This is a genomic window from Arthrobacter saudimassiliensis, assembly GCF_059090665.1.
Map to the genome: position 1 here is coordinate 237,503 of NZ_JBNHFX010000001.1, position 19,930 is coordinate 257,432.

At 70.4% G+C, this 19,930-nt stretch carries 15 protein-coding genes and 1 tRNA gene; 8 read left to right on the forward strand and 8 right to left on the reverse strand.

Annotated elements, in window-relative coordinates; translation table 11 throughout:
• The first annotated feature begins 1 nt into the window (after nucleotide 1).
• Nucleotides 2-742, forward strand: coding sequence for a PspA/IM30 family protein (locus AC5RV6_RS01060; protein WP_494005436.1), 741 nt, complete (start codon nucleotides 2-4; stop codon nucleotides 740-742).
• Between the two features lie 85 nt (nucleotides 743-827).
• Here the strand turns inward: AC5RV6_RS01060 and AC5RV6_RS01065 are convergent.
• The 3 genes from AC5RV6_RS01065 to AC5RV6_RS01075 form a co-directional block, all read right to left on the reverse strand.
• A tRNA-Met gene (locus AC5RV6_RS01065) sits at nucleotides 828-904 on the reverse strand.
• Nucleotides 905-951: 47 nt separating this feature from the next.
• Entirely contained in the window at nucleotides 952-3,870 is a 2,919-nt protein-coding gene (locus AC5RV6_RS01070; RefSeq protein WP_494006596.1) for a UPF0182 family membrane protein, read from the reverse strand.
• 387 nt (nucleotides 3,871-4,257) lie between these two features.
• Nucleotides 4,258-5,352, reverse strand: coding sequence for a YlbL family protein (locus AC5RV6_RS01075; RefSeq protein ID WP_494005437.1), 1,095 nt, complete (start codon nucleotides 5,350-5,352; stop codon nucleotides 4,258-4,260).
• A gap of 217 nt (nucleotides 5,353-5,569) precedes the next feature.
• On the opposite strand from AC5RV6_RS01075, the gene AC5RV6_RS01080 reads away from it, so the two are divergent.
• Nucleotides 5,570-7,075 carry a zinc-dependent metalloprotease gene (locus tag AC5RV6_RS01080; protein WP_494005438.1) on the forward strand — a complete coding sequence of 502 codons (1,506 nt, stop codon included), beginning with the start codon at nucleotides 5,570-5,572 and terminating at the stop codon, nucleotides 7,073-7,075.
• 58 nt (nucleotides 7,076-7,133) lie between these two features.
• Here the strand turns inward: AC5RV6_RS01080 and AC5RV6_RS01085 are convergent, their stop codons facing one another.
• On the reverse strand, nucleotides 7,134-7,760 hold the full coding sequence (locus tag AC5RV6_RS01085; protein WP_494005439.1) for a M48 metallopeptidase family protein: 627 nt from the start codon (nucleotides 7,758-7,760) through the stop codon (nucleotides 7,134-7,136).
• A gap of 141 nt (nucleotides 7,761-7,901) precedes the next feature.
• On the opposite strand from AC5RV6_RS01085, the gene AC5RV6_RS01090 reads away from it, so the two are divergent.
• Nucleotides 7,902-8,861 (forward strand): ubiquitin-activating E1 family protein, encoded by a 960-nt coding sequence (locus tag AC5RV6_RS01090; RefSeq protein ID WP_494005440.1) that lies wholly within the window; start codon nucleotides 7,902-7,904, stop codon nucleotides 8,859-8,861.
• Between the two features lie 19 nt (nucleotides 8,862-8,880).
• Here AC5RV6_RS01090 and AC5RV6_RS01095 read toward each other — a convergent pair whose 3' ends face one another.
• Both AC5RV6_RS01095 and nudC read right to left on the reverse strand, forming a co-directional pair.
• Nucleotides 8,881-11,004: an ATP-dependent DNA helicase UvrD2 gene (locus tag AC5RV6_RS01095; protein ID WP_494005441.1), complete on the reverse strand. Its 2,124-nt coding sequence runs from the start codon at nucleotides 11,002-11,004 to the stop codon at nucleotides 8,881-8,883.
• On the reverse strand, nucleotides 11,001-11,966 hold the full coding sequence (gene nudC, locus AC5RV6_RS01100; RefSeq protein WP_494005442.1) for an NAD(+) diphosphatase: 966 nt from the start codon (nucleotides 11,964-11,966) through the stop codon (nucleotides 11,001-11,003). Before nudC ends, AC5RV6_RS01095 begins: the two co-directional genes overlap by 4 nt.
• 147 nt (nucleotides 11,967-12,113) lie before the next feature.
• On the opposite strand from nudC, the gene AC5RV6_RS01105 reads away from it, so the two are divergent.
• The 4 genes from AC5RV6_RS01105 (at nucleotide 12,114) to AC5RV6_RS01120 (ending at nucleotide 16,052) form a co-directional block, all read left to right on the forward strand.
• Nucleotides 12,114-13,676, forward strand: coding sequence for a phosphotransferase (locus AC5RV6_RS01105; protein WP_494005443.1), 1,563 nt, complete (start codon nucleotides 12,114-12,116; stop codon nucleotides 13,674-13,676).
• Nucleotides 13,677-14,059: 383 nt separating this feature from the next.
• Entirely contained in the window at nucleotides 14,060-14,440 is a 381-nt protein-coding gene (locus AC5RV6_RS01110; RefSeq protein ID WP_494005444.1) for a GntR family transcriptional regulator, read from the forward strand.
• A complete protein-coding gene (locus AC5RV6_RS01115) occupies nucleotides 14,437-15,363 on the forward strand; it encodes an ABC transporter ATP-binding protein (RefSeq protein WP_494005445.1) in 927 nt (308 codons plus the stop codon). The genes AC5RV6_RS01110 and AC5RV6_RS01115 overlap by 4 nt, the downstream gene beginning before the upstream one ends.
• Entirely contained in the window at nucleotides 15,360-16,052 is a 693-nt protein-coding gene (locus AC5RV6_RS01120; protein ID WP_494005446.1) for a hypothetical protein, read from the forward strand. The genes AC5RV6_RS01115 and AC5RV6_RS01120 overlap by 4 nt, the downstream gene beginning before the upstream one ends.
• 91 nt (nucleotides 16,053-16,143) lie before the next feature.
• Here the strand turns inward: AC5RV6_RS01120 and AC5RV6_RS01125 are convergent, their stop codons facing one another.
• Nucleotides 16,144-17,223: an SMP-30/gluconolactonase/LRE family protein gene (locus AC5RV6_RS01125; RefSeq protein WP_494005447.1), complete on the reverse strand. Its 1,080-nt coding sequence runs from the start codon at nucleotides 17,221-17,223 to the stop codon at nucleotides 16,144-16,146.
• A gap of 11 nt (nucleotides 17,224-17,234) precedes the next feature.
• Nucleotides 17,235-19,082: a flavin-containing monooxygenase gene (locus tag AC5RV6_RS01130; protein ID WP_494005448.1), complete on the reverse strand. Its 1,848-nt coding sequence runs from the start codon at nucleotides 19,080-19,082 to the stop codon at nucleotides 17,235-17,237.
• 147 nt (nucleotides 19,083-19,229) lie between these two features.
• Here AC5RV6_RS01130 and AC5RV6_RS01135 point away from each other — a divergent pair, with 147 nt between their 5' ends.
• Nucleotides 19,230-19,859, forward strand: coding sequence for a TetR/AcrR family transcriptional regulator (locus AC5RV6_RS01135; protein ID WP_494005449.1), 630 nt, complete (start codon nucleotides 19,230-19,232; stop codon nucleotides 19,857-19,859).
• Nucleotides 19,860-19,930: the final 71 nt, after the last annotated feature.

Consider the following 19,930-nt stretch of genomic DNA (forward strand, 5'->3'; position numbering starts at 1 on the left):
GATGGTTAAGCAGTCGATTTTCGGGCGGATTACCCAGTTGGCGAAGGCGAACATCAACGCCCTCCTCGACTCCGCGGAGGATCCGCAGAAGATGCTGGACCAGATGGTCCGGGACTACAGCAACAACATTGCCGAGGCTGAGAGCGCGGTCGCCCAGACCATCGGCAACCTGCGCATGCTGCAGGATGACCACAACGAGGACCTGCAGAACGCCCGCAACTGGGGCAACAAGGCCCTCGCCGCTTCCCGGAAGGCCGACGAGTACCGTGCCGCCGGCAACACGGCCGACGCCGAGAAGTTCGACAACCTGGCCAAGGTTGCGATCCAGCGCCAGATGGCCGCCGAGAACGAGGCCCGCGGCGCCGAGCCCACGATCGCTTCCCAGGAGGAGATTGTTGAGCGGCTCAAGACCGGCCTGGACCAGATGAAGGGCAAGCTCAACGAGCTGACCAGCAAGCGCAACGAGCTGATTGCCCGCTCCCGCAACGCCGCGGCGCAGAACCAGATGCACGACGCCATGAAGAGCATCAACATGATGGATCCGACCTCGGAGGTCGGCCGCTTCGAGGAGAAGATCCGTCGCGAAGAGGCCCGTGTCCGCGGCGCCAACGAGCTGGCGGCTTCCAGCCTGGATGCCCAGTTCGAGTCCCTGGAGGATCTCGGCGAGCAGAGCGAGGTCGAGGCCCGGCTCGCTGCCCTGAAGTCCGGCGGCTCCAACCAGAACGCCATCGGCCAGGGCTGACGCCCGGCGCCTGCCGCAGCACTGAAGTGCTGCCGCAGACAGCGAAAGGCCCCGTCCGGCTGATGCCGGACGGGGCCTTTTCTCTTGGTTGCGGGGGCAAGATTTGAACTTGCGACCTCTGGGTTATGAGCCCAGCGAGCTACCGAACTGCTCCACCCCGCGGCGCTTGAATTACCTTAGCCGCCGCGGGGTGAAGCCGCAAATCGGTCCTAGCCCTCGTCCGCGTCGCCGCCGGTGTCGGAGCCGGTGTCGGTGCCGCCGTCACCGGTCTCCGGCGCGGTGGCGCCGTCGGCGCCGTCGATCCGGTCCTGTGCCTCGGTGGCCCTGCGGATGGCGTCCTGCAGCTTGGTCTGGGCTTCGCCGTAGGCGGCGAAGTCGCCCTCGGACAGGGCCGCCTGACCCTCCTGCAGAGCCGCGCCGGCGTCGGAGAGGGCCCGGGACAGCTCCTCCTGGTCGGTGCCGGTGCCGCCGCCGGGCGTGGTGCCGGCTTCGGTGCCGGCCTCGCCGGCGTTCTCGGAATCGCCGGTCACGGCCCCGGAGTCGCCGCCGAAGACCTGGTTCAACGCCTCGTCCAGGGTGGGCGCGAAGCCGACCCGCTCGCCGAAGTTCACCAGTACGCGCTGCAGCGTCGGGTAGGACGCGTCGCCGGAGGACTGGACGTAGACCGGCTGCACGTACAGCATGCCGCCGCCCACGGGGAGGCTGAGCAGGTTGCCGTTGATGACCTCGGAGGCGCCCTGGCGGAGCAGGTTCAGGGCGTTCGAGACCGTCGGATCCGAGTTGAACCGGTTCTGGGCCTGGCCCGGTCCGGGTACCGCGGTGTCGGTCGGCAGCGAGAGCAGCCGCAGCGCACCGTAGTTCTCGGCCTTTTCACCGTCGGCGCCGGTACCGGCATCGCCGTCCGCGGACAGGAAGCCGTAGAGGACGTTGCGGGCCTCGCTGTTCTCGGCGACGAACGGGATGAAGGTCGAGGTGAGCGAGAAGGTGGTCTCCTCCTGGCCCGGCATCTGCAGGGACAGGTAGTACGGGGGCTGCTTCTCGTTGGCGCTCGGCTGGGTGGGATCCAGCGGCACCGACCACGCGTCGTCATTGCGGTAGAACGAGTCGGCATCGGTCACGTGGTACCGGCCAAGCAGCTCACGCTGGACCTTGAACTGGTCCTCCGGGTAACGCACGTGGTCGATCAGGTCCGCGGACATTTCGCTGTACGGCTTCAGGCTGGACGGGAAGACTTTCTGCCAGGCCTTCAGCAGCGGGTCGGTGTCGTCCCACGCGTACAGGGTGACGGTGCCGTCGTAGGCGTCGACGGTCGCCTTGACCGCGTTGCGGATGTAGTTGACCTGCTCCGGCGGCAGGGCCATCTGGCCCGGGGTCAGCGAGTCGGTGGTGGCCGACTGCAGTTCCTGCTTCGTGGAGTACGGGAAGTACTCGCTGGTGGTGTAGGCATCGACCATCCAGACCACCCGCTCGTCCACGACGGCCGGGTAGGCGTTGGAATCGACGGTCAGGTACGGGGCGACCTTCTCCACGCGTTCGCGCGGGTCGCGGTCGTACAGGATCTGCGATTCCTCGTTGATGCTCTCGGCCAGCAGCAGCTCCGTGGACTGGAACTTGATGGCGTAGGCCAGCCGGTTGAACAGGTTGCCCACGCTGGGCCCGCCGTCTCCGGTGTAGGTGTAGAGCGTCTCCTCCTCGGAGTTGCCGGTCTGCGGCCGGTCGATCTCCACCGGATCCGTGCCCTCGGGGGCGCCGACGACCGAGTAGTCCGGGGACTGCTCACCGAAGTAAATGCGGGGCTCGTAGTTGCCCAGCACGCCGCTGGAGGGGATGCCGGACTCCATGAAGCTCGGCTTGCCGTCGGGCTGGACCGTCGAGCCCCGGGCCGCGACGACGCCGTAGCCGTGGGTGTAGTTCACGTGCTCGTTGACCCAGCCGGAGGGCACGCCGCCCATGTTCAGTTCACGCACCGCGATGACGGTGTCCTGCACGTCGCCGTCGACGTCGTAGCGGTCCACGCTCAGGGTGTCGGAGAACTGGTAGTACTGGCGGAACTGCTGCAGCTGGCGGAAGGTGTCGGAGACGACGTTCGGGTCCAGCAGGCGCACGTTCTCGGTGGTGCCGACGTCGTCGGCCAGCGCGCCGCTGGCCGCCTCGGTGGTGGCGTTGTACGGAATGACCTCCGTGTCGTCCAGCCCGTAGGCCACCCGCGTGAGGTCGATGTTGCGCTGGATGTACTCCCGCTCCAGGGCCAGCTCCGACGGACGGACCTGGTACTGCTGGATCAGCCACGGGTAGACGCCGCCGGCCACGATGGCCGTGATGATGAGCATGGCGGTACCGATGATGGGCAGGCGCCAGCGGCCGATGACGGCGGAGAGGATGAACAGCACGGCCACGATCAGGGCGGCGATCGCCAGGATGGTGCGGGTGGGAATCACCGCTTCGACGTCGGTGTACATCGCGCCGGTCCAGTTGCCGGAGGTGTCCTGCAGCGTCGCGTAGCGGTCCAGCCAGTAGTTGGCGGCCTGCAGCACCAGGAACGACGCCGCGATCACGGCGATGTGGATGCGTGCCGGGCGGCTGACGAAGATGCCCTTTTCCTCCAGGCGGATGCCGCCGTAGAGGTAGTGGGTCAGCAGGCCGGCGATGCCGCTGATCACGACCACGCTGAGCAGGAAGCCGACGAGGAAGCCCAGGAACGGCAGCGTGTTCAGGTAGAAGCTGTAGTCCATGTTGAACTGCGGGTCGGTCTCGCCGAACTCCACCCGGTGGATGAACAGCAGTACCTGCTGCCACATGTTCATGGCCGCGGCGCCGGCGAAGCCGCCGACCACCACGGGAATGCCGATCATCAGGATCCGGCGGATCGGCTCAAGCTGCGCCTGGTAGCGGCTCAGGCTCTCCTGCAGCGAGCTGTCCGGGGCATAGACCGGCCGGGAGCGGTAGGCCACCCGGATGCTCGTGTACACCGCGGCCGCCATGATCAGGAACGCCGCCAGGAACAGGGCGATCCGGGTCAGGTTCTCCGTGACGAAGACTTCCAGGAAGCCTATCTGGTTGTACCAGAGGACATCGGTATAGATCTGGGTGAAGTAGACGAAGCCAACAACCAGCACTGCCACCGCGATGAGGGTGGGGATCAGCGGGCTGCGCCGCCGTCCGCTGGGCGGGGAGCTGGTTCCTGGTCGGGAAAATGGGCCGTTTGGTCCGGAAGTCACTGTTACCTCATCGTTCGGTGCGTCGGCTCGCGGCGCCGGCAGCAGACGGCGGGCACAGGATCCCCGGACCGCCGGAAGGCAGCCGGGAAAACCTTAATATGCCGGCCGGTACATGGGGCCGTTAACGCCATTCTGCCTTGTTTGCTGCCTGCGGGGCCACTTCCCCGGCCGGACCCCTCCCCGCGGCTGTACGGGGGCGCCTGTCCGGGCGGGCGCCGGGGACGGTGCGGCGCCGTCGTGCGGGCCGAAAAGACGGCCCTGCGGACGTGCCGGAGCCACCTGCGGCGCGCCGGGAACTCAGGAATCGGTGCAGCGCGGCAGGGTGTCCGGGCTGCCGCCGGCGCCCAGGATGCGTACGGCGTCCAGGGCGCCGGTGAGGTCCTCCACCTTCACCACCTCAAGGCCGTCGGGGACGCCCCCTTCGAGGACCTCCCCGCAGTTGCCCGCAGGGGCCAGGAAAAACTCCGCACCGGCATCGGCGGCTCCGGTCAGTTTCTGGCGTATTCCGCCGATCGGCCCGACGGTGCCGCTGGAGTCGATCGTGCCTGTTCCTGCGAAGTGCCGCCCGCCGGTCAGGTCCTCCTCGGTCAGTCGGTCAATGATGCCCAGGGCGAACATGAGCCCGGCGGAGGGCCCGCCGACGCTCTCCAGGGCGATGGACACCTCGAATGGGAAATCGAAGCTGGTGCTCAGGAAGACACCGAGCTGGTAGTTGCCGTTCTCGCCCTCGGCGGGCACCACCTCGACGTCCGTCTCGGCGCCGGAGCGCCGGACGGTGATCTCGGCTGCCTCTCCCCCGCCGGCGTTGAGCACCTCGCGCAGGTTCCCGAGCCCGTCCACTTCCTCACCGTCGACGGTCAGGAGGATGTCACCTTCGCGGAGCCGGCCTTCGGCGGCGGACTCCGGCACGATGCCGGCCACCGCCAGCTCCTCCGTGAAATCAATGCCCAGCTCGCGCAGCGCAGCGGCGACGGCGGCCTCCTGCGAGGACGTCATGGCGGCCGCATTTTCCTCGTCCACTTCCTCGGCGGTGGTGCCGGGCGGATAGACCAGGTCGAGGGGCAGCACCGTCGACTCCGGATTCAGCCAGGAACCGACCGCGTCAAGGGACCCGACGCCGTTCGGCGCACCGGTGACGTACACGGTGGTCAGGTCCAGCTGGCCGCTGACCGGATAAGTGCGTGCCTCCTCGATGCTGATGAGGGACTGCCCGTCCACCTCGCCGATGGTATTGAAGGTCGGGCCCGGAGACTCCACCACATATGGAGCCGGGAGCAGCAGGCCGGCCAGCGCCAGTCCGCCGGCCAGCAGGCCGGACACCAGCAGCGTACGGCGGCGCGGACCTTCGAACCGGGCCGGGCGCCGGGCGGGCAGGGTGTCGGAAGTGCTCAAGGATCCAGCTTTCGTTTCCGGCGGAGGCCGGAAAGGCCTCGAACTGACTGCACTAGGCTACGCCAGGAGGCTGCCGCAGCCTGCACCGCCGCGGCCTTTGCCCTCAGCGAACGGGCGGTGCGGGACAGGACAGCGTCCGGCCCTGCCGGTAACGTGGAAAAACACGGCTCCCGATTGCCGGAGCCGGCACTGATCAACGACTGAACCGGTGGTATCCATGAGCTCCAATCCATCCGACTCCGGGGACACCCCCCGCGATCCGTTCTCCGAGATGCTCGCAAAACTGTTCGGCGGGCAGGGCGGCGCCGGCATGGATCCGCAGGAGCTGGCGCGCGCAGCCGGGCTGCCCAACGATCCCAACGCCCTGGCCATGATCTTGCAGCAGGTCCAGGCCATGTTCAGTGCCTCCTCCGAGGGCCCGGTGAACTGGAAGCTGGCCCATGACACCGCCCGCCAGGCCGCCGCGGCCCAGGGCGACCCCACGGTGGGCGCAGCGCAGAAGCGCGAGGTCGAGGAGGCCCTGCACCTGGCCGGGCTCTGGCTGGACCAGGCCACCGAGTTCGGCGCCACCTCCGCCGTGCCGCGGGCCTGGTCGCGGGCGGAATGGGTCGAAGCGACGATGGGATCCTGGCGCAGGCTCTCCGAGCCGGTGGCGGTCTCCATCTCGCAGGCGCTGTCGGATGCGATCAGCACGCAGATGCCTGAGGAAATGAAGTCCATGCTCGGCGGCGCGACGTCGATGCTCGCGAACATGGGCGGGGCGATGTTCGGCATGCAGCTGGGCCAGGCGGTCGGCGCCCTGTCCCGCGAGGTGGTCAGCTCCACGGACATCGGCCTGCCGCTGGCCGAGAACACCGTGGCGCTCCTGCCGGCCAACGTCGCAGGATTCGGCGAGGGCCTGGACGTGCCCGCCGCGGAGATCCGGCTGTTCCTGGCCGTGCGCGAGACTGCCCATGCCCGCCTGTTCGCCCATGCCCCGTGGCTGGCCTCGCATCTGTTCGGTGCCATCGAGAATTACGCCCGCGGGATCCACATCGACATGTCCAAGATCGAAGGCATGGCCCGCGACATCGACCCGTCCAACCCGGAGGCCCTGCAGGAGGCGCTCTCGGGCGGAGTCTTCCAGCCCGAGCGGACTCCCGCGCAGGAGACCGCCCTGCAGAACCTGGAGACCATGCTGGCCCTCGTCGAGGGCTGGGTGGACGAAGTGACCGCGGCCGCCACCGCCAATCTCCCCTCGTCGGCCGCGCTGCGGGAAATGATCCGCCGCCGCCGTGCTTCCGGCGGCCCCGCAGAGCACACGTTCGCCTCGCTGGTCGGCCTGGAGCTGCGGCCCCGCCGGCTGCGGGACGCTGCAGCGCTCTGGGCCCACATCCGCGAGGAGCGCGGCATCGACGGCCGGGACGAGATCTGGCAGCACCCGGACCTGATGCCGACGGCTGCCGACCTCGACGATCCGCTCGGCTACGGCAAGCGCCGCGAACTGCTGGAGGCCAGCGGCAGCGAGCTCGATGACGCCCTGGCCAAGCTGCTCGCCGGCGGATACGACGAGGCACCCCAGGCTGACACCGATGATGATGCCGATGCCGATGCGCAGGCTGACGGCGCGGCGCAGGCGGGGCAGGCCGGACAGGACGCCGGCACCGACGGCGCCGCTTCCGACGACGACGGCCCGGCTGATCAGCACGGCCGGGAGGCGGACGGAGACGGCCCCCGCGCCTGACCCCGGCGATAACAGCTGAAGGTGCCCGCCCGGACTGCCCGGGCGGGCACCTTTCACGTCAGCCCCCGGGTGCGGCGTCGGCCTCGGGGCCTGCGACGTCGTCCTCCTCCATGCCTCCGCTGAGGCCGCGGGCGCTGGCGAACGCCGCGCCCGCCAGGTACGCCTTGGCGGTTTCGGTCTGCGGATAGCCCTCAAGCAGCTTCCAGAACCGGGGACCGTGCGAGGCCTCGATCAGGTGCGCCAGTTCGTGCAGCAGGACGTAGTCCACCACCCACGCCGGCATGCCCTGCAGCTTGCTGGACAGCCGGATGGTGCCCCGCCCCGGTGTGGCAGAGCCCCAGCGGGAGTTCTGGTTGTCCACCCATTTCACGCTCGACGGCTTCGCCCGGCCGCCCAGGTATGTCGTGGAGAGCCGGGACGCGCGCTCGGCCAGCAGCCGGTCGGCTCCCCCGGGGTCGGCCTGGCCGGGCGCGGCGCGGTTTTCCAGGCGGGCGACCATCTTCTCCACCCACTCGCGTTCCTGCGCGCGGGTGAAGTGGCCGGGAATGGAGACGATCGCGGCTCCGTCGCGGAAGACGGCGCTGACGGTCCGCCTCCGCCGGGCTGAACGGCGGACTTCGATGGGTACGCCGCCCGGGGTCACGGAGGGGATCTCGGTCTGCGCGGGGGCACTGCGGGAAGCCATGGTTTTAACCCTAGGCGCTGCGGCCGGTTCTCCGGCCACCCTGTGGACAGGACCACCCTGTGGACAGGTCCCGGCCGAACCCGGCCGGCTGGCAGCATGGCCCGCAGCCGCGTGCACGGGCACGCCGGCAGAGGAGGAGCCATGCGTATCGATCCCCGCTTGACCGTTGCGGATCCGGGGCCCGGATCACGGCGTTACGGAGCCGAGCCGGACTGCCTTCTGCTGCAGGGACTGCTGCCCGGTGACCTGGCCTTCCTGGCGCAGCTGGAGGCAGGGGTTCCGGACGGAACAGAGCGGGCGGCCGGGGCGGCGGCGGGGCTTGACCCGGAGCGGTGCGCCGGGCTGCTGCGGGCCCTTGCCGGCCTCCTCGTTCCCGTGGCGCGGGTGCCGGCGCTGCGGTCCGAACGGCTGGCCGCGGAAGGACACCGGCCGGCTTCCGCGGGACGTGACGGCCTCGTCCTGGGCCGCCGGGCGGATGCGGTGGTCCATGTGCAGGGCCTGGGCCGGGCGGGAGCCCTCACGGTCCGCCTGCTGGCCGGCGCCGGAGTGGGCACCCTGCTGCTGGAGGACCCGGCGCGGGTGGCGTCCGCCGACGTCGGCGGGGCCTACGCCCTGACGGATGTCGGGCTGCCGCGGACCCAGGCTGCGCTCCGGCTGGCCGCGCGGACCGATCCGACGCTGCGGGTGCTGCCGCTGCCGGCCGGGCTTCCGCCGGCACACCTGGACCTGCAGCTCTCGGCGGGCCGGCTCCCGGAGGCCTGGACCGGGCCGCACCCGCTGCTCTGCCTGTGGCCCGGCAGCGAGGGGTGGAACGTGGGCCCGCTGCTGGTTCCCGGACGGACGCCGTGCCTGGACTGCCTCCGTCTGGCGCACCCGGAACTGTTCGCTGAGGGGCCGCCCGGGGCGGAGGACGCCGCAGGGTCCGGAGCGGCCGCAGGTTTGGCCGTCCTGCAGGTCCTGGCCTTCATCGAGGCCCGGGTGCGTCCGGCGGCGTGGGCGGCGGTGCTGCGCGTGCGCTCAGCGGACGGATGGGTCGGCCGCCTGCCGCTGGAGCAGCATCCGGACTGCCTGTGCCTGCTGCAGCGCCGCGGCGCCGCCTGAGCCGGTGAAGCGGAGGCCGCTAGTTTTCGGCCAGGATGCGCAGCACTGCTTCGCCGTACCGTTCCAGTTTGGCCGGGCCGACGCCGGGCAGCGTGCCCAGCCGGGTCAGGTTCTCCGGACGGTCCTCGGCGATGGCCTCGAGGGTAGCGTCGGTGAAGACCACGAAGGCCGGCACCCCGGCCTCCGCCGCCTCGGTGCGCCGCCATTCGCGCAGTGCTTCGAAGGTCGATTCGTCGTAGCCGGGCGGGCAGTTGCCGCACCGGCCCGTCTTGCGCTCTGCCCCTGTGGTCAGCAGCGACCCGCACGACCGGCACCGGACGGGCCCGCTGGAGCGCCGCCGTTTGGTCCCCGCCGTCGGGCCGCCGGAGCCGCCCCGACGGACCGGCGCCGAGTCCGGGCGCAGCCCGTCCAGGAACCGGGACGGACGGCGGCTGGCCCGCCCGCCGGGGGTGCGCGACGTGGACCAGGACAGGGCCAGGTGCTCGCGGGCCCGGGTGATGCCGACGTAGAGGAGCCTGCGCTCCTCGTCCACGGCCTCCTGGGTATCCGCGAAGGAGATGGGCATGAGCCCCTCGCTGAGCCCGACCAGGAACACGGCATCCCATTCCAGGCCCTTGGCCGAGTGCAGCGAGGCAAGGGTCACCCCCTGCACGGTGGGTGCGTGCTGCGCGGCTGCGCGTTCCTCGAGCTCCGCGACGAAGTCCTGCAGGGTGAACAGGGAGTCGGGGTCGGCCGTGCGCGCGGCATGCAGCTCATCGGCCAGGGCCACCAGCGCGGCCAGGGACTCCCACTTCTCCCGGACGGCGCCGCTCGCCGTCGGCGCCTGTTCGGTGTAGCCCAGCGAGGCCAGGATGTCCCGTACCGTTTCGGGCACCGGCTGGTTCCCCACCGAGCGGGCGCCGGCGCGCAGCTGCAGCACAGCGTCGCGCACCTCGCGTCGGGCGAAGAAACGTTCCCCGCCGCGCAGCTGATATCCGATGCCCGCCGAGGCGAGCGCCTGCTCATATGCCTGGGACTGGCCGTTGGTGCGGAAGAGGATGGCGATCTGGGCCGGCTCAACGCCCTGGGCGATCAGTTCCCTGATGCGCCCGGCCACCTGCGCGGCCTCCGCCTCGTCGTCGGAGCACTCCGTGAAGGTCGGCTCCGGGCCGGCCGGGCGCTGCGCGACCAGCTCCAGCGGGGTGGGCCAGGCCGGGGCGTTGCGCATCCGCTGCCCTTCGGCGGTGCGGGCGGCAAGGACCCGGTTCGCCAGGTTCACCACCTGCGGGGTGGAGCGGTAGTCGCGCACCAGCTTCACCACGTTCGCGTCGGGGAACCGGCGGGTGAACTCCAGCAGGTGCCTTGAAGTGGCACCGGTGAACGAATAGATGGTCTGGCTCGCATCGCCCACCACACACAGCTCGCTGCGTTCGCCCAGCCAGAGGTCCAGCAGGCGCTGCTGCAGCGGGGAGACGTCCTGGTACTCGTCCACCACGAAGTGCCGGTACTGGTCCCGCACCGTGGCGGCCACCCGCGGGTCCTCCTGCAGGATGCCCACGGTGATCAGCAGGACGTCTTCGAAGTCGATCACGTTGCGGTCCACCTTCACGTCCTCATAGGACTGGAAGATGCGCGCGACGGCGGTGTGGTCGAAGCCCGCGGGGGCCTCCCGGCCCGCTGCGGCACGGACGTAGCTGTCCGGGGTCAGCATGGAGACCTTGGCCCATTCGATCTCCGCCGCGACGTCGCGGATCGCGGCCCGGTCGGTGGACAGCCGCAGCCGGCGGGCGGCTTCGGCGATCAGCTGTGCCTTGTGGTCCAGCAGGGCCGGCAGCGGGCCGCCGACGGCCTGCGGCCAGAAGTACTGCAGCTGCTTGAGCGCGGCGGCGTGGAAGGTGCGGGCCTGGACGCCGCCGGCGCCGAGGTCGCGCAGCCGGCTGCGCATCTCCGCCGCGGCGCGGGCCGTGAAGGTCACGGCCAGCACCCGCTGCGGGGTATACAGGCCGGTGTGCACCCCGTAGGCCATGCGGTGGGTAATGGCGCGGGTCTTGCCGGTGCCGGCGCCGGCCAGCACGCACAGCGGCCCGGTGAGGGTGGTCGCCACCTCGCGCTGCTCATCGTCGAGCCCGGCCAGGATCCGTTCTTCGAGTGTCGTTGTGCTCATGCGGCGCCGGGTGCCTCCGGTTCGCTGATGGGGCCCCCGTACCAGCGTTCGATCAGGTTGCGGGCAATGGAGATGCGGCCCGGGATGCTGATCTCTCCGGCCGCGACGGCCGCGGTGAGTTCCGCCCGGGTGAACCAGCGCAGGTCCTCGATTTCCACGCCGTCGGCGCGCGCTGCCCCGGGGTTGACGGCGCGGGCGGTGAAGCCGAGCATCAGCGAGCAGGGGAAGGGCCAGGGCTGGGAGCCCAGGTAGCGCGGCTCGGCCACCGTGATGCCCGATTCCTCCTCCACTTCCCGCAGCACGGCCGCTTCCAGCGACTCCCCCGGTTCCACGAAGCCGGCCAGGGTGGAATACCGCGGCCCGGGCCATGCCGCGGCGGAGCCGAGCAGGATCCGGTCGTCGTCGTCAATGATGGAAACGATGATGGCCGGATCGGTCCGGGGAAAGTGCTGGCTGTTGTCCGCCGGACACCGCCGCACCCAGCCGCCCTGCTCGGGGACGGTGGGCTTCCCGCAGCGCGGGCAGTGGGTGTGGACCGCGTGCCAGTTGGCGACGGCGGCAGCCTCCACGAGCAGCCCGCTGTCCAGTCCGCTAAGGGAGACCGCGGCGTCGCGCACCGAGGCCCACCGCACGCCGTCGCCCGCGAGCTCCTCGTCGGGCTCGGGCAGGGTCACCAGGACGACGTCGGTTCCGGCCGGGGCGCCGCCGGCCACCAGGGTGCGGCCGAGGTAAACCGGTTCGGCGCCGAAGCCCTCCGGCCCGACCGCGGAGAGGACCAGGCCTTCTTCGCCCACCAGGGCCCTTCCGCCGGCCAAGTAGAGCACGCGGGTGGAGGAGGCCTGGAGGATGGATTCAAAGAGGTCCGGCGCCACCCGACGGTCCGATCCGCGGTCCACGCCGGTGCGTGCCAGCGGCAGCAGGCCTAGGGGCGGGACGTCGGCTACCGGGGCGGGGCTGGTCATGCCTCTACCGTAGTCTCCCCCTCCCCCAACACTGTAGTTCGGGCTGCGGCTGTGAGTTCTCGATCACGCTTGCGGCGACTCGCCGGGCCGGAAACGGTAACTCGCACCACATCTGGCCCTACGGTTGAAGATGTGAAACGGACCCCCATGGAATTGGCAGCAATGGCCAGCGCCGCTGTTCCCGGCCTGGCTCCGACCGGCGTTGCCGGCTCCCCGGACGACGCCGCGGACTTCGACGCCGCCGTGATCGTCGACGCCTCCGGCCGGCGCTGGCGGGTGCGCTGCCCCCGGCATGTGGAGGCCAGCATGCGCCTGGAGACCGAGCTGCTGGTCCTGCGCGCGTTCGTCCCGGCCGTGCGGGCCGAGCTGCCGTTCACCGTTCCCTACGTCGCCGGGACCGTCCGCCGCGGCGACCTGTGCACCTGCGTCTACTCGCACCTGTCCGGGACCGCCCGCGAAATCGACGACCTGGCTGCGGCCGGCGACGCCGTGGCCGCCGACATCGGCAAGGCCATTGCCGCGATCCACACCCTGCCCCAGTCGATCGTCCACAACGCCGACCTGCCCAGCTACACGGCCAACGAGTTCCGGCAGCGCCGCCTGAACGAGCTGGACGCCGCCGCAGGCACCGGAAAGATTCCGCCGGTGCTGCTGCGCCGCTGGGAGCACGCCCTGGAGGACGTCACGCTGTGGCGGTTCAGCCCGGTGGTGGTCCACGGGGACCTGCATGAGGACAACCTGCTCGTGGCCAACGGCAGGGTCTCCGCGGTCACCGGCTGGACGGACCTGCGGGTGGGCGACCCCGCGGACGACTTCGCCTGGCTGATCGCCGCCGCCGACCAGACCTTCACGGCCAAGGTGCACACGGCGTACATGCAGGCCCGCGGCGACGTCGCCGATCCGCACCTGATCCGCCGCGCGGCGCTGTCCGCCGAGTTCGCGCTGGCCCAGTGGATGGTCCGCGGCCTTGCCGTCGGCAGCGCCGAGATGGTGGCCGAGGCGACGGACATGCTCGCCACACTGGAAGCCGATGTGCGCGTGCAGGAGGCCCAGCAGGCCAGGACCCGGTCCGCTTCCGGGTGGCGACCCGCCACCGGCCAGCAGCGCATCGTCGAGCCCGCCGCGGGGACGGAGCCGGCACGGGCCCCGAAGGTGACCGTGTCCCCCATCGGACCGGCCGATGCCGACGGCGCGGCCCCCGCCGGAGGCGCAGCTCCCGGCATGGCGCCTGCACCCGCGCAGCCGGGCTCCGACCCTACGGCAGCTCCGGCCGGCACCGCGGACCAGGCGGCCGGACAGCCCGGCACCGTCGGCCCGGAAGGGCCCCGCGCGGACGACCGTCCCCCCGGCCCCGGCCCCGGAGCCAGGGCCAACTCGCCGAAGGTCTCCGCGGAACCCATCGATATCCAGTCCGCGAACCATGACGGGAATGACCTCGAAGGACCCGACGCCGCCGCTGCCCGCGACGCAGGCGATCAGCGCGACGCCGCCGCCGTTCCTGCCGTCGGCGGGGACGCCGGCTCGGAGAACGGCTCGGAGAACGGCTCGGAGAACACCGCCGCCGCGAACACCGATGCCCGGCCCGGCGACGGCGACGCGGTGGTCATCGCCCTGCCGACGAGGCCCCGGGACGACGCAGACGACACCGCAGCCGAGGTTGATGGCGCGCCCGGCTCCGCGGACGCGGCCGGCCGGCCGCAGCGTCGCTGAGGCCTGCCCCCGCGGGAGCGCCGCCGTTCCCTCCGCCGCGTTGGCCAGGCCTTTTGCGCGCCCCTGCGGGCACGCCGATCCCCGCGAACGCGACGCGTACCGGCCGCTCCGCCGGCCCCCTGATTCCCGCGTAGGGCCGTAACCGCGCTGCCCGACAGCAGCAGCGAACCCTCCGCAGCACCAAACGGCCCGCAGCCCCCGTTGCCCCGGAGCCCCCGTTGCCTCGGAGCCCCCGTTGCGCGTGCACCCGTCGAAAACTGCTCCTCTCCCTCTTGCCTTTCCTACGGCACCCCTCTTGCCTTTCCTATAGCTCCATGGTTAATTAGTTGAGTAATGAACCACCGCACCGACGAACCTTGGTGCAGATGAGAGGAGCCGGCCCCTTGATCGATGACAGCAGGCCGATCTTCCAGCAGGTGGCGGAGCGGATCGAGGGGGACATCCTGGACGGAGTGCTGCAGGAGGAGGGCCAGGTCCCCTCCACCAATGAGTTCGCCGCGTTCTACCGGATCAATCCCGCCACAGCCGCCAAGGGCGTGAACCTCCTGGTGGACGAGGGCCTTCTCTACAAGCGCCGCGGCATCGGCATGTTCGTCGCCCCGGGTGCCCGCGCCTCGGTCCTGGAAAAGCGCCGTGAACAGTTCTACCGCCAGTACGTGCAGCCCCTCGCCGTCGAGGCCCGCAAGCTGGGCATCTCCCCCGGGGAGCTGGCCGACCTCATTCACCGCAGTGCCGCTGAAAACGAAGGGACCCCGGCACCATGAACGTCATAGAAACCCGCAACCTCACCCGCCGTTACCGGGACCAGACGGCCCTGGACAATGTCAGCCTGGATATCCAGGCGAACCGCATCTACGGCCTGCTGGGCCGCAACGGCGCCGGCAAGACCACCCTGATGTCCATCCTCACCGCCCAGGGATTCGCCAGCTCGGGCGACGTCCGGGTCTTCGGGGAGCATCCGTTCGAAAACGAGCGGGTGTTGTCCCGCCTCTGCTTCGTCCGCGAGTCCCAGAAATATCCGGACGACTTCAGCATCCGCAACGCGCTCGACGCCGCCGCGCTGTTCTTCCCGAACTGGAGCGCCGACCTGGCCGGGACCCTGCTGGAGGACTTCCAGCTGCCGAATCCCCGAAAGCACCGGATCAAGAAGCTCTCCCGCGGCCAGCTCTCCGCCGTCGGAGTCATCATCGGGCTGGCCTCGCGGGCTGAGCTGACGTTCTTCGACGAGCCTTACCTGGGCCTGGACGCTGTGGCGCGGCAGCTCTTCTACGACCGGCTGCTGACCGACTTCGCCGACCACCCGCGCACCATCATCCTTTCCTCGCACCTGATCGACGAAGTGGCCAATCTGCTGGAGCACGTGATCGTCATCGACCGGGGCCGCATCGTCATGGATGACGAGGTGGAAGCCATCACCGGGTCCGCATTCGCTGTCGTCGGCAAGGCCTCCTCCGTAGAAGAGTTCGTGGCCGGCCGCCCTGTGCTGCACCGGGAAGGCCTCGGTGCCCTCGCTTCGGTGACCGTCGACGCTCCCCTGGCCGGCGACGACCGGGAGCGGGCGACAGCCATGGGCCTGGAGCTGGCACCGGTATCCCTGCAGCAGCTGATCATCCGCCGCACACTCAAAGCCAACGAATCCTTCGGCCACGCCGCCGACAGCAACGAGGATCTGGAGGTCCTGCGATGAACCGCGCACTCGCCGTCGCCCGCATGCAGATGCTGAACAAGTGGGTCTACCTGGGCATCCCCGGCATCATCCTTGCCAGCTCCACCCTGCTCGCCCTGGCCATTCTGGCCATCATTCCCAACGACGGCGGCGGGGTGCGGATGGCCTTCTCCGGTCAGGCGGTGCTGTGGTACTTCCTCGCCGTCGGTGTCCAGGCGCTGACCCTGACCTTCCCCTTCTCCCAGGCGATGAGCGTGAGCCGCCGATCGTTCTATGCCGGCACGCTGGGGCTCTTTTCGGTGATGTCGCTCGGCCTCGGCGTGCTCTATTGGCTGCTGGGCCTGGCGGAGCAGGCCACCAACGGCTGGGGCGTGGAAGGCCACATCTTCGCCCTGCCCTGGATCGCGGAGGCGGCCTGGTACGCCCAGATCCTGCTCTACTTCGCCCTGTCGATGCTGCTGTTCATGTTCGGGTTCTGGTTCGCCACCGTCTACAAGCGCTGGCGCACGACAGGGCTGGTCCTCGCCCTGGTCGGATTCGGCGTCATCCTGCTCGGCGCGGTGGCCCTGGCTACCTACACCGAGTCGTGGCCGGACGTGGCGGCCTGGTTCGTCCAGCTGACCCCGCTCGCGCTGGCCGGCTGGCTGCTGCTGGTCGGGGCGGTACTCGCCGTCGGCTCCTACGGCACCCTCCGCCGCGCGGTCCCGTAGGAACCTGTGCCGCGCAGCCGATGCCGCCGCCCTTCGGGACGGCGGCATCGGCTGTCTTCGGCACCTTTCCGGCCGGGCCCGGCGACGGGCTTCAGCCGCCGTCCGGCAGCTGGAGCCCGTCGGCGAGCGCCTCGAAGGAGTACACGAAGCCGCCGGAGCCGCCGCTGACCGTCATCCAGCCCTGCCTGCCGCCCGGCTCGATCACCAGGTTCGTGGCCGAGGACAGTCCCTCCTCGGGCGCCTTGATGACCGCAAGCTGCTCGCCCAACTCGCTGTAGACGAGCACCGCGGGCCGGTTGTGCAGCCCCAGATAGAGGTTCCCGGCCGAGTCCACGGCCGCGGAGTCCACCTGCGCGGCACCGGCGCTGACGTGGATGGCGGGGTGGGCGGTCACGACCGCGGTCCCGTCCCCGTTCAGGGTGAACAGGTCCACCCGGTTGCCCGTGTTGTGAGTGACCCACAGCCTGGATCCGTCCGGGGTGAAGGCTATCCCGTTCGGAGCCGGCAGGCCTTCCGCCAGCACAGTGGCCTGCCCGGTTTCCCCGTCGATGCGCACCACCCGTCCCGAGGCCTCCCAGTAGGGATCGGAGAACCCGGATGAATCAGTCACGAAAAGGTTGCCGCGGGCATCAAAGGCGATGTCATCCGGGCGCATGACCTTGCCCTCCACCTCGCCGGAGAAGAACACCTCCGCCGGCCCGGTCCCATCCGCCGGCAGGCTCAGGATCCGGCCGCCGGCGAAATCGGTCAGGTAGAGCCGCCCATCCGCCGGGCTGAACTGCGCCGAGGTCAGTGCGCTTGCGTCGTCCGTGTACACCTCCCGGCTCTGCCCGGACTCCCGGTCGACCCGCAGCAGCTTCGGCTCCCCGGCAGGCGCCGCGACGTCGGTGACATACAGCTCGCCTCCCGCGGCGAGAACCGGCCCCTCAAGCAGGGTCATCCCGGTTTCCCGATGCACGTCACTCACCGACGCTGCCCGCTCCGCAGTCCGCACAGCCGGAACGGCACCGGAGGCCTGGTCCGCGCCGCCGTCGACGTCGCCGTCACCGCCGTCGTCGGCGGGCGCAGCCGTGCAGCCGGCCAGCACCAGCGCCGCAGTGGCGGCCGCCGCCGCTGCTGCAGCCCGGCGGCCGTCTCGGTGGCGGCCCGGGGCCGGAACCCCACGGCTCACGGTCGGGGACTTCACCGCGGCCGACCGGCGCCGCTGGGTTCCGGCACGCCGCCGAAGCGCTCAGCTGTGCCGAATACGTCGGCCATGCCGGCTTCCCGCCATTCGCGCAGCAGCCGGTGGAAGGCCACCGGACCGGGGCTGTACGAGGCACCGGCGATCGCCCGGGTTCCCTCGCCGTTGTAGTAGCCGGGAGTGCACTCGGCCTGGAAGGCACGGTTGTCCGCTGCGGTCTCGAGCACAGTGGCGACCCACTCCTCCTGGGCCTCCGCCGTGGGCTCCACGGTCCGCGCGCCCATCTCGTCCGCCCGGGCAATGACGGCCGCGATGTGTTCGGCCTGCTCCTGCAGGATGTGCACGAAATTGACCGAGTTGGCGTTCTGCAGCGCGCTGAGGTGGAACAGGTTCGGGAACCCGTTGGAGTAGAAGCCGTGCAGGGTCTTCGGGCCGCGGCTCCAGGCCTGCAGCAGGGCCTGGCCGTCCCGGCCGTACACCGGCAGTGAACCGGACATCACCCCGGAGATGCCGACGTCGAACCCGGTGGCGAAGATGACGCAGTCCACCTCGTACTCGGTGTCCCCGACGACGACGCCGCGCTCGGTCATCCGGGTGATCCCGCCATGGTCCGCGGTGTCGACCAGGGTGACATTGGGCCGGTTGAAGCTCTGCAGGTATTCGTCGCTGAAGCAGGGACGCTTGCACATGTACCGGTACCAGGGCTTGAGCAGCTCGGCCGTCGAGGGATCCTCGACGACCTCATCCACCCGGGCCCGAATCCGGTTCATCACCGCGGCGTCGGCCAGTTCGTCCCGCAGCTGCCGCTCCCCGCTGCTGAGGCCGCTGTCCACGGCCCCGGAGAGGATCTGCCGCTGCAGGTCCGTGGTCGCGGTCCAGCCGTCCTGCACCAGGCTTTCCCCGACCGGCTCTCCGGCCAGGACCGCGAGGAAGTTCTCCATCCGTTCCCGCTGCCAGCCCGGCTTCAAAGACGCTGCCCAGGCCGGGTCCGTGGGCCGGTTGTCGCGCACGTCGACCGTGGACGGCGTGCGCTGGAAAACGTAGAGGTGCTCGGCGTCGCGGGCCACGTGGGGAATGACCTGGATGCCGGTGGCGCCGGTTCCCACAACGGCGACCTTCTTGTCGGCCAGGCCGGTGAGGCCGCCGTCGGCTGTTCCGCCGGTGTACCCGTAGTCCCAGCGGCTGGTGTGGAAGGTGTGGCCCCGGTAGCCCTCAATGCCCGGGATGCCCGGCAGCTTGGGCTGGGTCAGGGTGCCCGAGGAGGAAATGACCCAGCGTGCCCGGAACCGGTCGCCCCGGTCGGTGCAGACAATCCACTCCTCCTCCGCTTCATCCCAGGTCAGTTCCGTGGCCCGGGTCTGGAACAGCGCGTCCCGGTAGAGGCCGTAGTGTTCGGCAATGGCCACGGCATGGCGCCGGATTTCCTCACCGGGCGCGTACCGCTTGCTCGGCATGGTGCCGACTTCCTCCAGCAGCGGCATGTAGACGTAGGACTCGATGTCGCAGTGGATTCCGGGGTAGCGGTTCCAATACCACGTGCCGCCGACGTCGCCCGCCTCGTCCATCAGCCGGACCGAGCCGAGCCCGGCCTTCCGCAGCCGGGAGGCGGCGAGCAGCCCGCCGAAGCCGGCGCCGATCACCAGTGCTTCGACCCGGTCCGTCCGCGGTTCACGTTCGGACCGCGGAGTGTAGGGGTCCTTGGCGTAGTAGCCGAACTCGCCGACGGCGGAGCGGTACTGCCCCAGCCCGTCAGGCCGGATCCGGCGGTCCCGCTCCCTGGCGTATTTGCGCCGGATCTCCTCGAGGTCGATGTCCGGGTGGGGGGTCTGCGCATTGTCCAGCCGCATCTTTGCCTTTCGTAGTGCCTGGCTTCCCCGCCGCGAAGGCGTCGGGGAAGCCCACAAAATTCAACAGCGTTGAATTATTGACCCTAGAACTATCATCGACTGGAGTCGAATCCCGTTGGGGGGATTTGGGGATGAGGAGCTTTCGTAATGCAGGGGATGGACCGGAGCAGCGGGGGCGTGGGCGGGCCGGGGCAGCCCGCGCGGCTGTCCAAGTCGGAGACCACCAAGGCCGCCATTCGGGCAGCCGCCGCCGCTTTGTTCGGCGACCGCGGCTTTGCCCGCACCGGCGTGCGGGAGATTGCGGCGGCCGCGGGGGTGGACCCCGCACTGGTGAACCACCATTTCGGATCCAAGGAAGCCCTCTTCCTGGAAGCGCTGAGTCCGTCAGAGGACAGCTTCAGACTCATGGACGGGCAGGTCGAGGACCTGGGCTACCGGGTGGTCCGGGCGCTGCTCGAGAACGGCGGAGCCGGGCGCCGGGTGTTTTCGGCGCTGATCCGGGCGTCGGACAGCCCGGTGGTACGGGCCCGGCTGGAGCAGGACATGAATACGCAGTTCGTCGAGCCCGTCCGCGGGCGGCTGTCGGCCGGCGACGCGGACCTGCGGGCCCGGATCTTCGCTTCTCAGCTGCAGGGCCTGATGACCACGCTGTGGATCATCCAGGATGCGGCCACGCTGGCCGCGCCCCGGGAGCAGCTGGTCCTCATCTACGGGCGGGCTCTCCAGGAGACCCTGACCGGGGGCGACACGGCGGCGAGCCGGGCCGCCGGCAGGTGATCCCCGGCAGGGGCCGGCGCGCGCCCGCGCCCCGCGCCCCTTGCCAGGCCCCGTCTGTGCCGTTGCCCCTT

Bases quoted from the DNA above. Each gene is read 5' to 3' on its own strand.
- AC5RV6_RS01060 (WP_494005436.1), top strand. From the start codon at position 2: ATGGTTAAGCAGTCGATTTTCGGGCGGATTACCCAGTTGGCGAAGGCG.
- AC5RV6_RS01105 (WP_494005443.1), top strand. From the start codon at position 12,114: ATGGAATTGGCAGCAATGGCCAGCGCCGCTGTTCCCGGCCTGGCTCCG.
- AC5RV6_RS01090 (WP_494005440.1), top strand. From the start codon at position 7,902: ATGCGTATCGATCCCCGCTTGACCGTTGCGGATCCGGGGCCCGGATCA.
- nudC (WP_494005442.1), bottom strand. From the start codon at position 11,966: ATGACCAGCCCCGCCCCGGTAGCCGACGTCCCGCCCCTAGGCCTGCTG.
- AC5RV6_RS01135 (WP_494005449.1), top strand. From the start codon at position 19,230: ATGCAGGGGATGGACCGGAGCAGCGGGGGCGTGGGCGGGCCGGGGCAG.
- AC5RV6_RS01085 (WP_494005439.1), bottom strand. From the start codon at position 7,760: ATGGCTTCCCGCAGTGCCCCCGCGCAGACCGAGATCCCCTCCGTGACC.
- AC5RV6_RS01095 (WP_494005441.1), bottom strand. From the start codon at position 11,004: ATGAGCACAACGACACTCGAAGAACGGATCCTGGCCGGGCTCGACGAT.
- AC5RV6_RS01080 (WP_494005438.1), top strand. From the start codon at position 5,570: ATGAGCTCCAATCCATCCGACTCCGGGGACACCCCCCGCGATCCGTTC.
- AC5RV6_RS01120 (WP_494005446.1), top strand. From the start codon at position 15,360: ATGAACCGCGCACTCGCCGTCGCCCGCATGCAGATGCTGAACAAGTGG.
- AC5RV6_RS01115 (WP_494005445.1), top strand. From the start codon at position 14,437: ATGAACGTCATAGAAACCCGCAACCTCACCCGCCGTTACCGGGACCAG.
- AC5RV6_RS01130 (WP_494005448.1), bottom strand. From the start codon at position 19,082: ATGCGGCTGGACAATGCGCAGACCCCCCACCCGGACATCGACCTCGAG.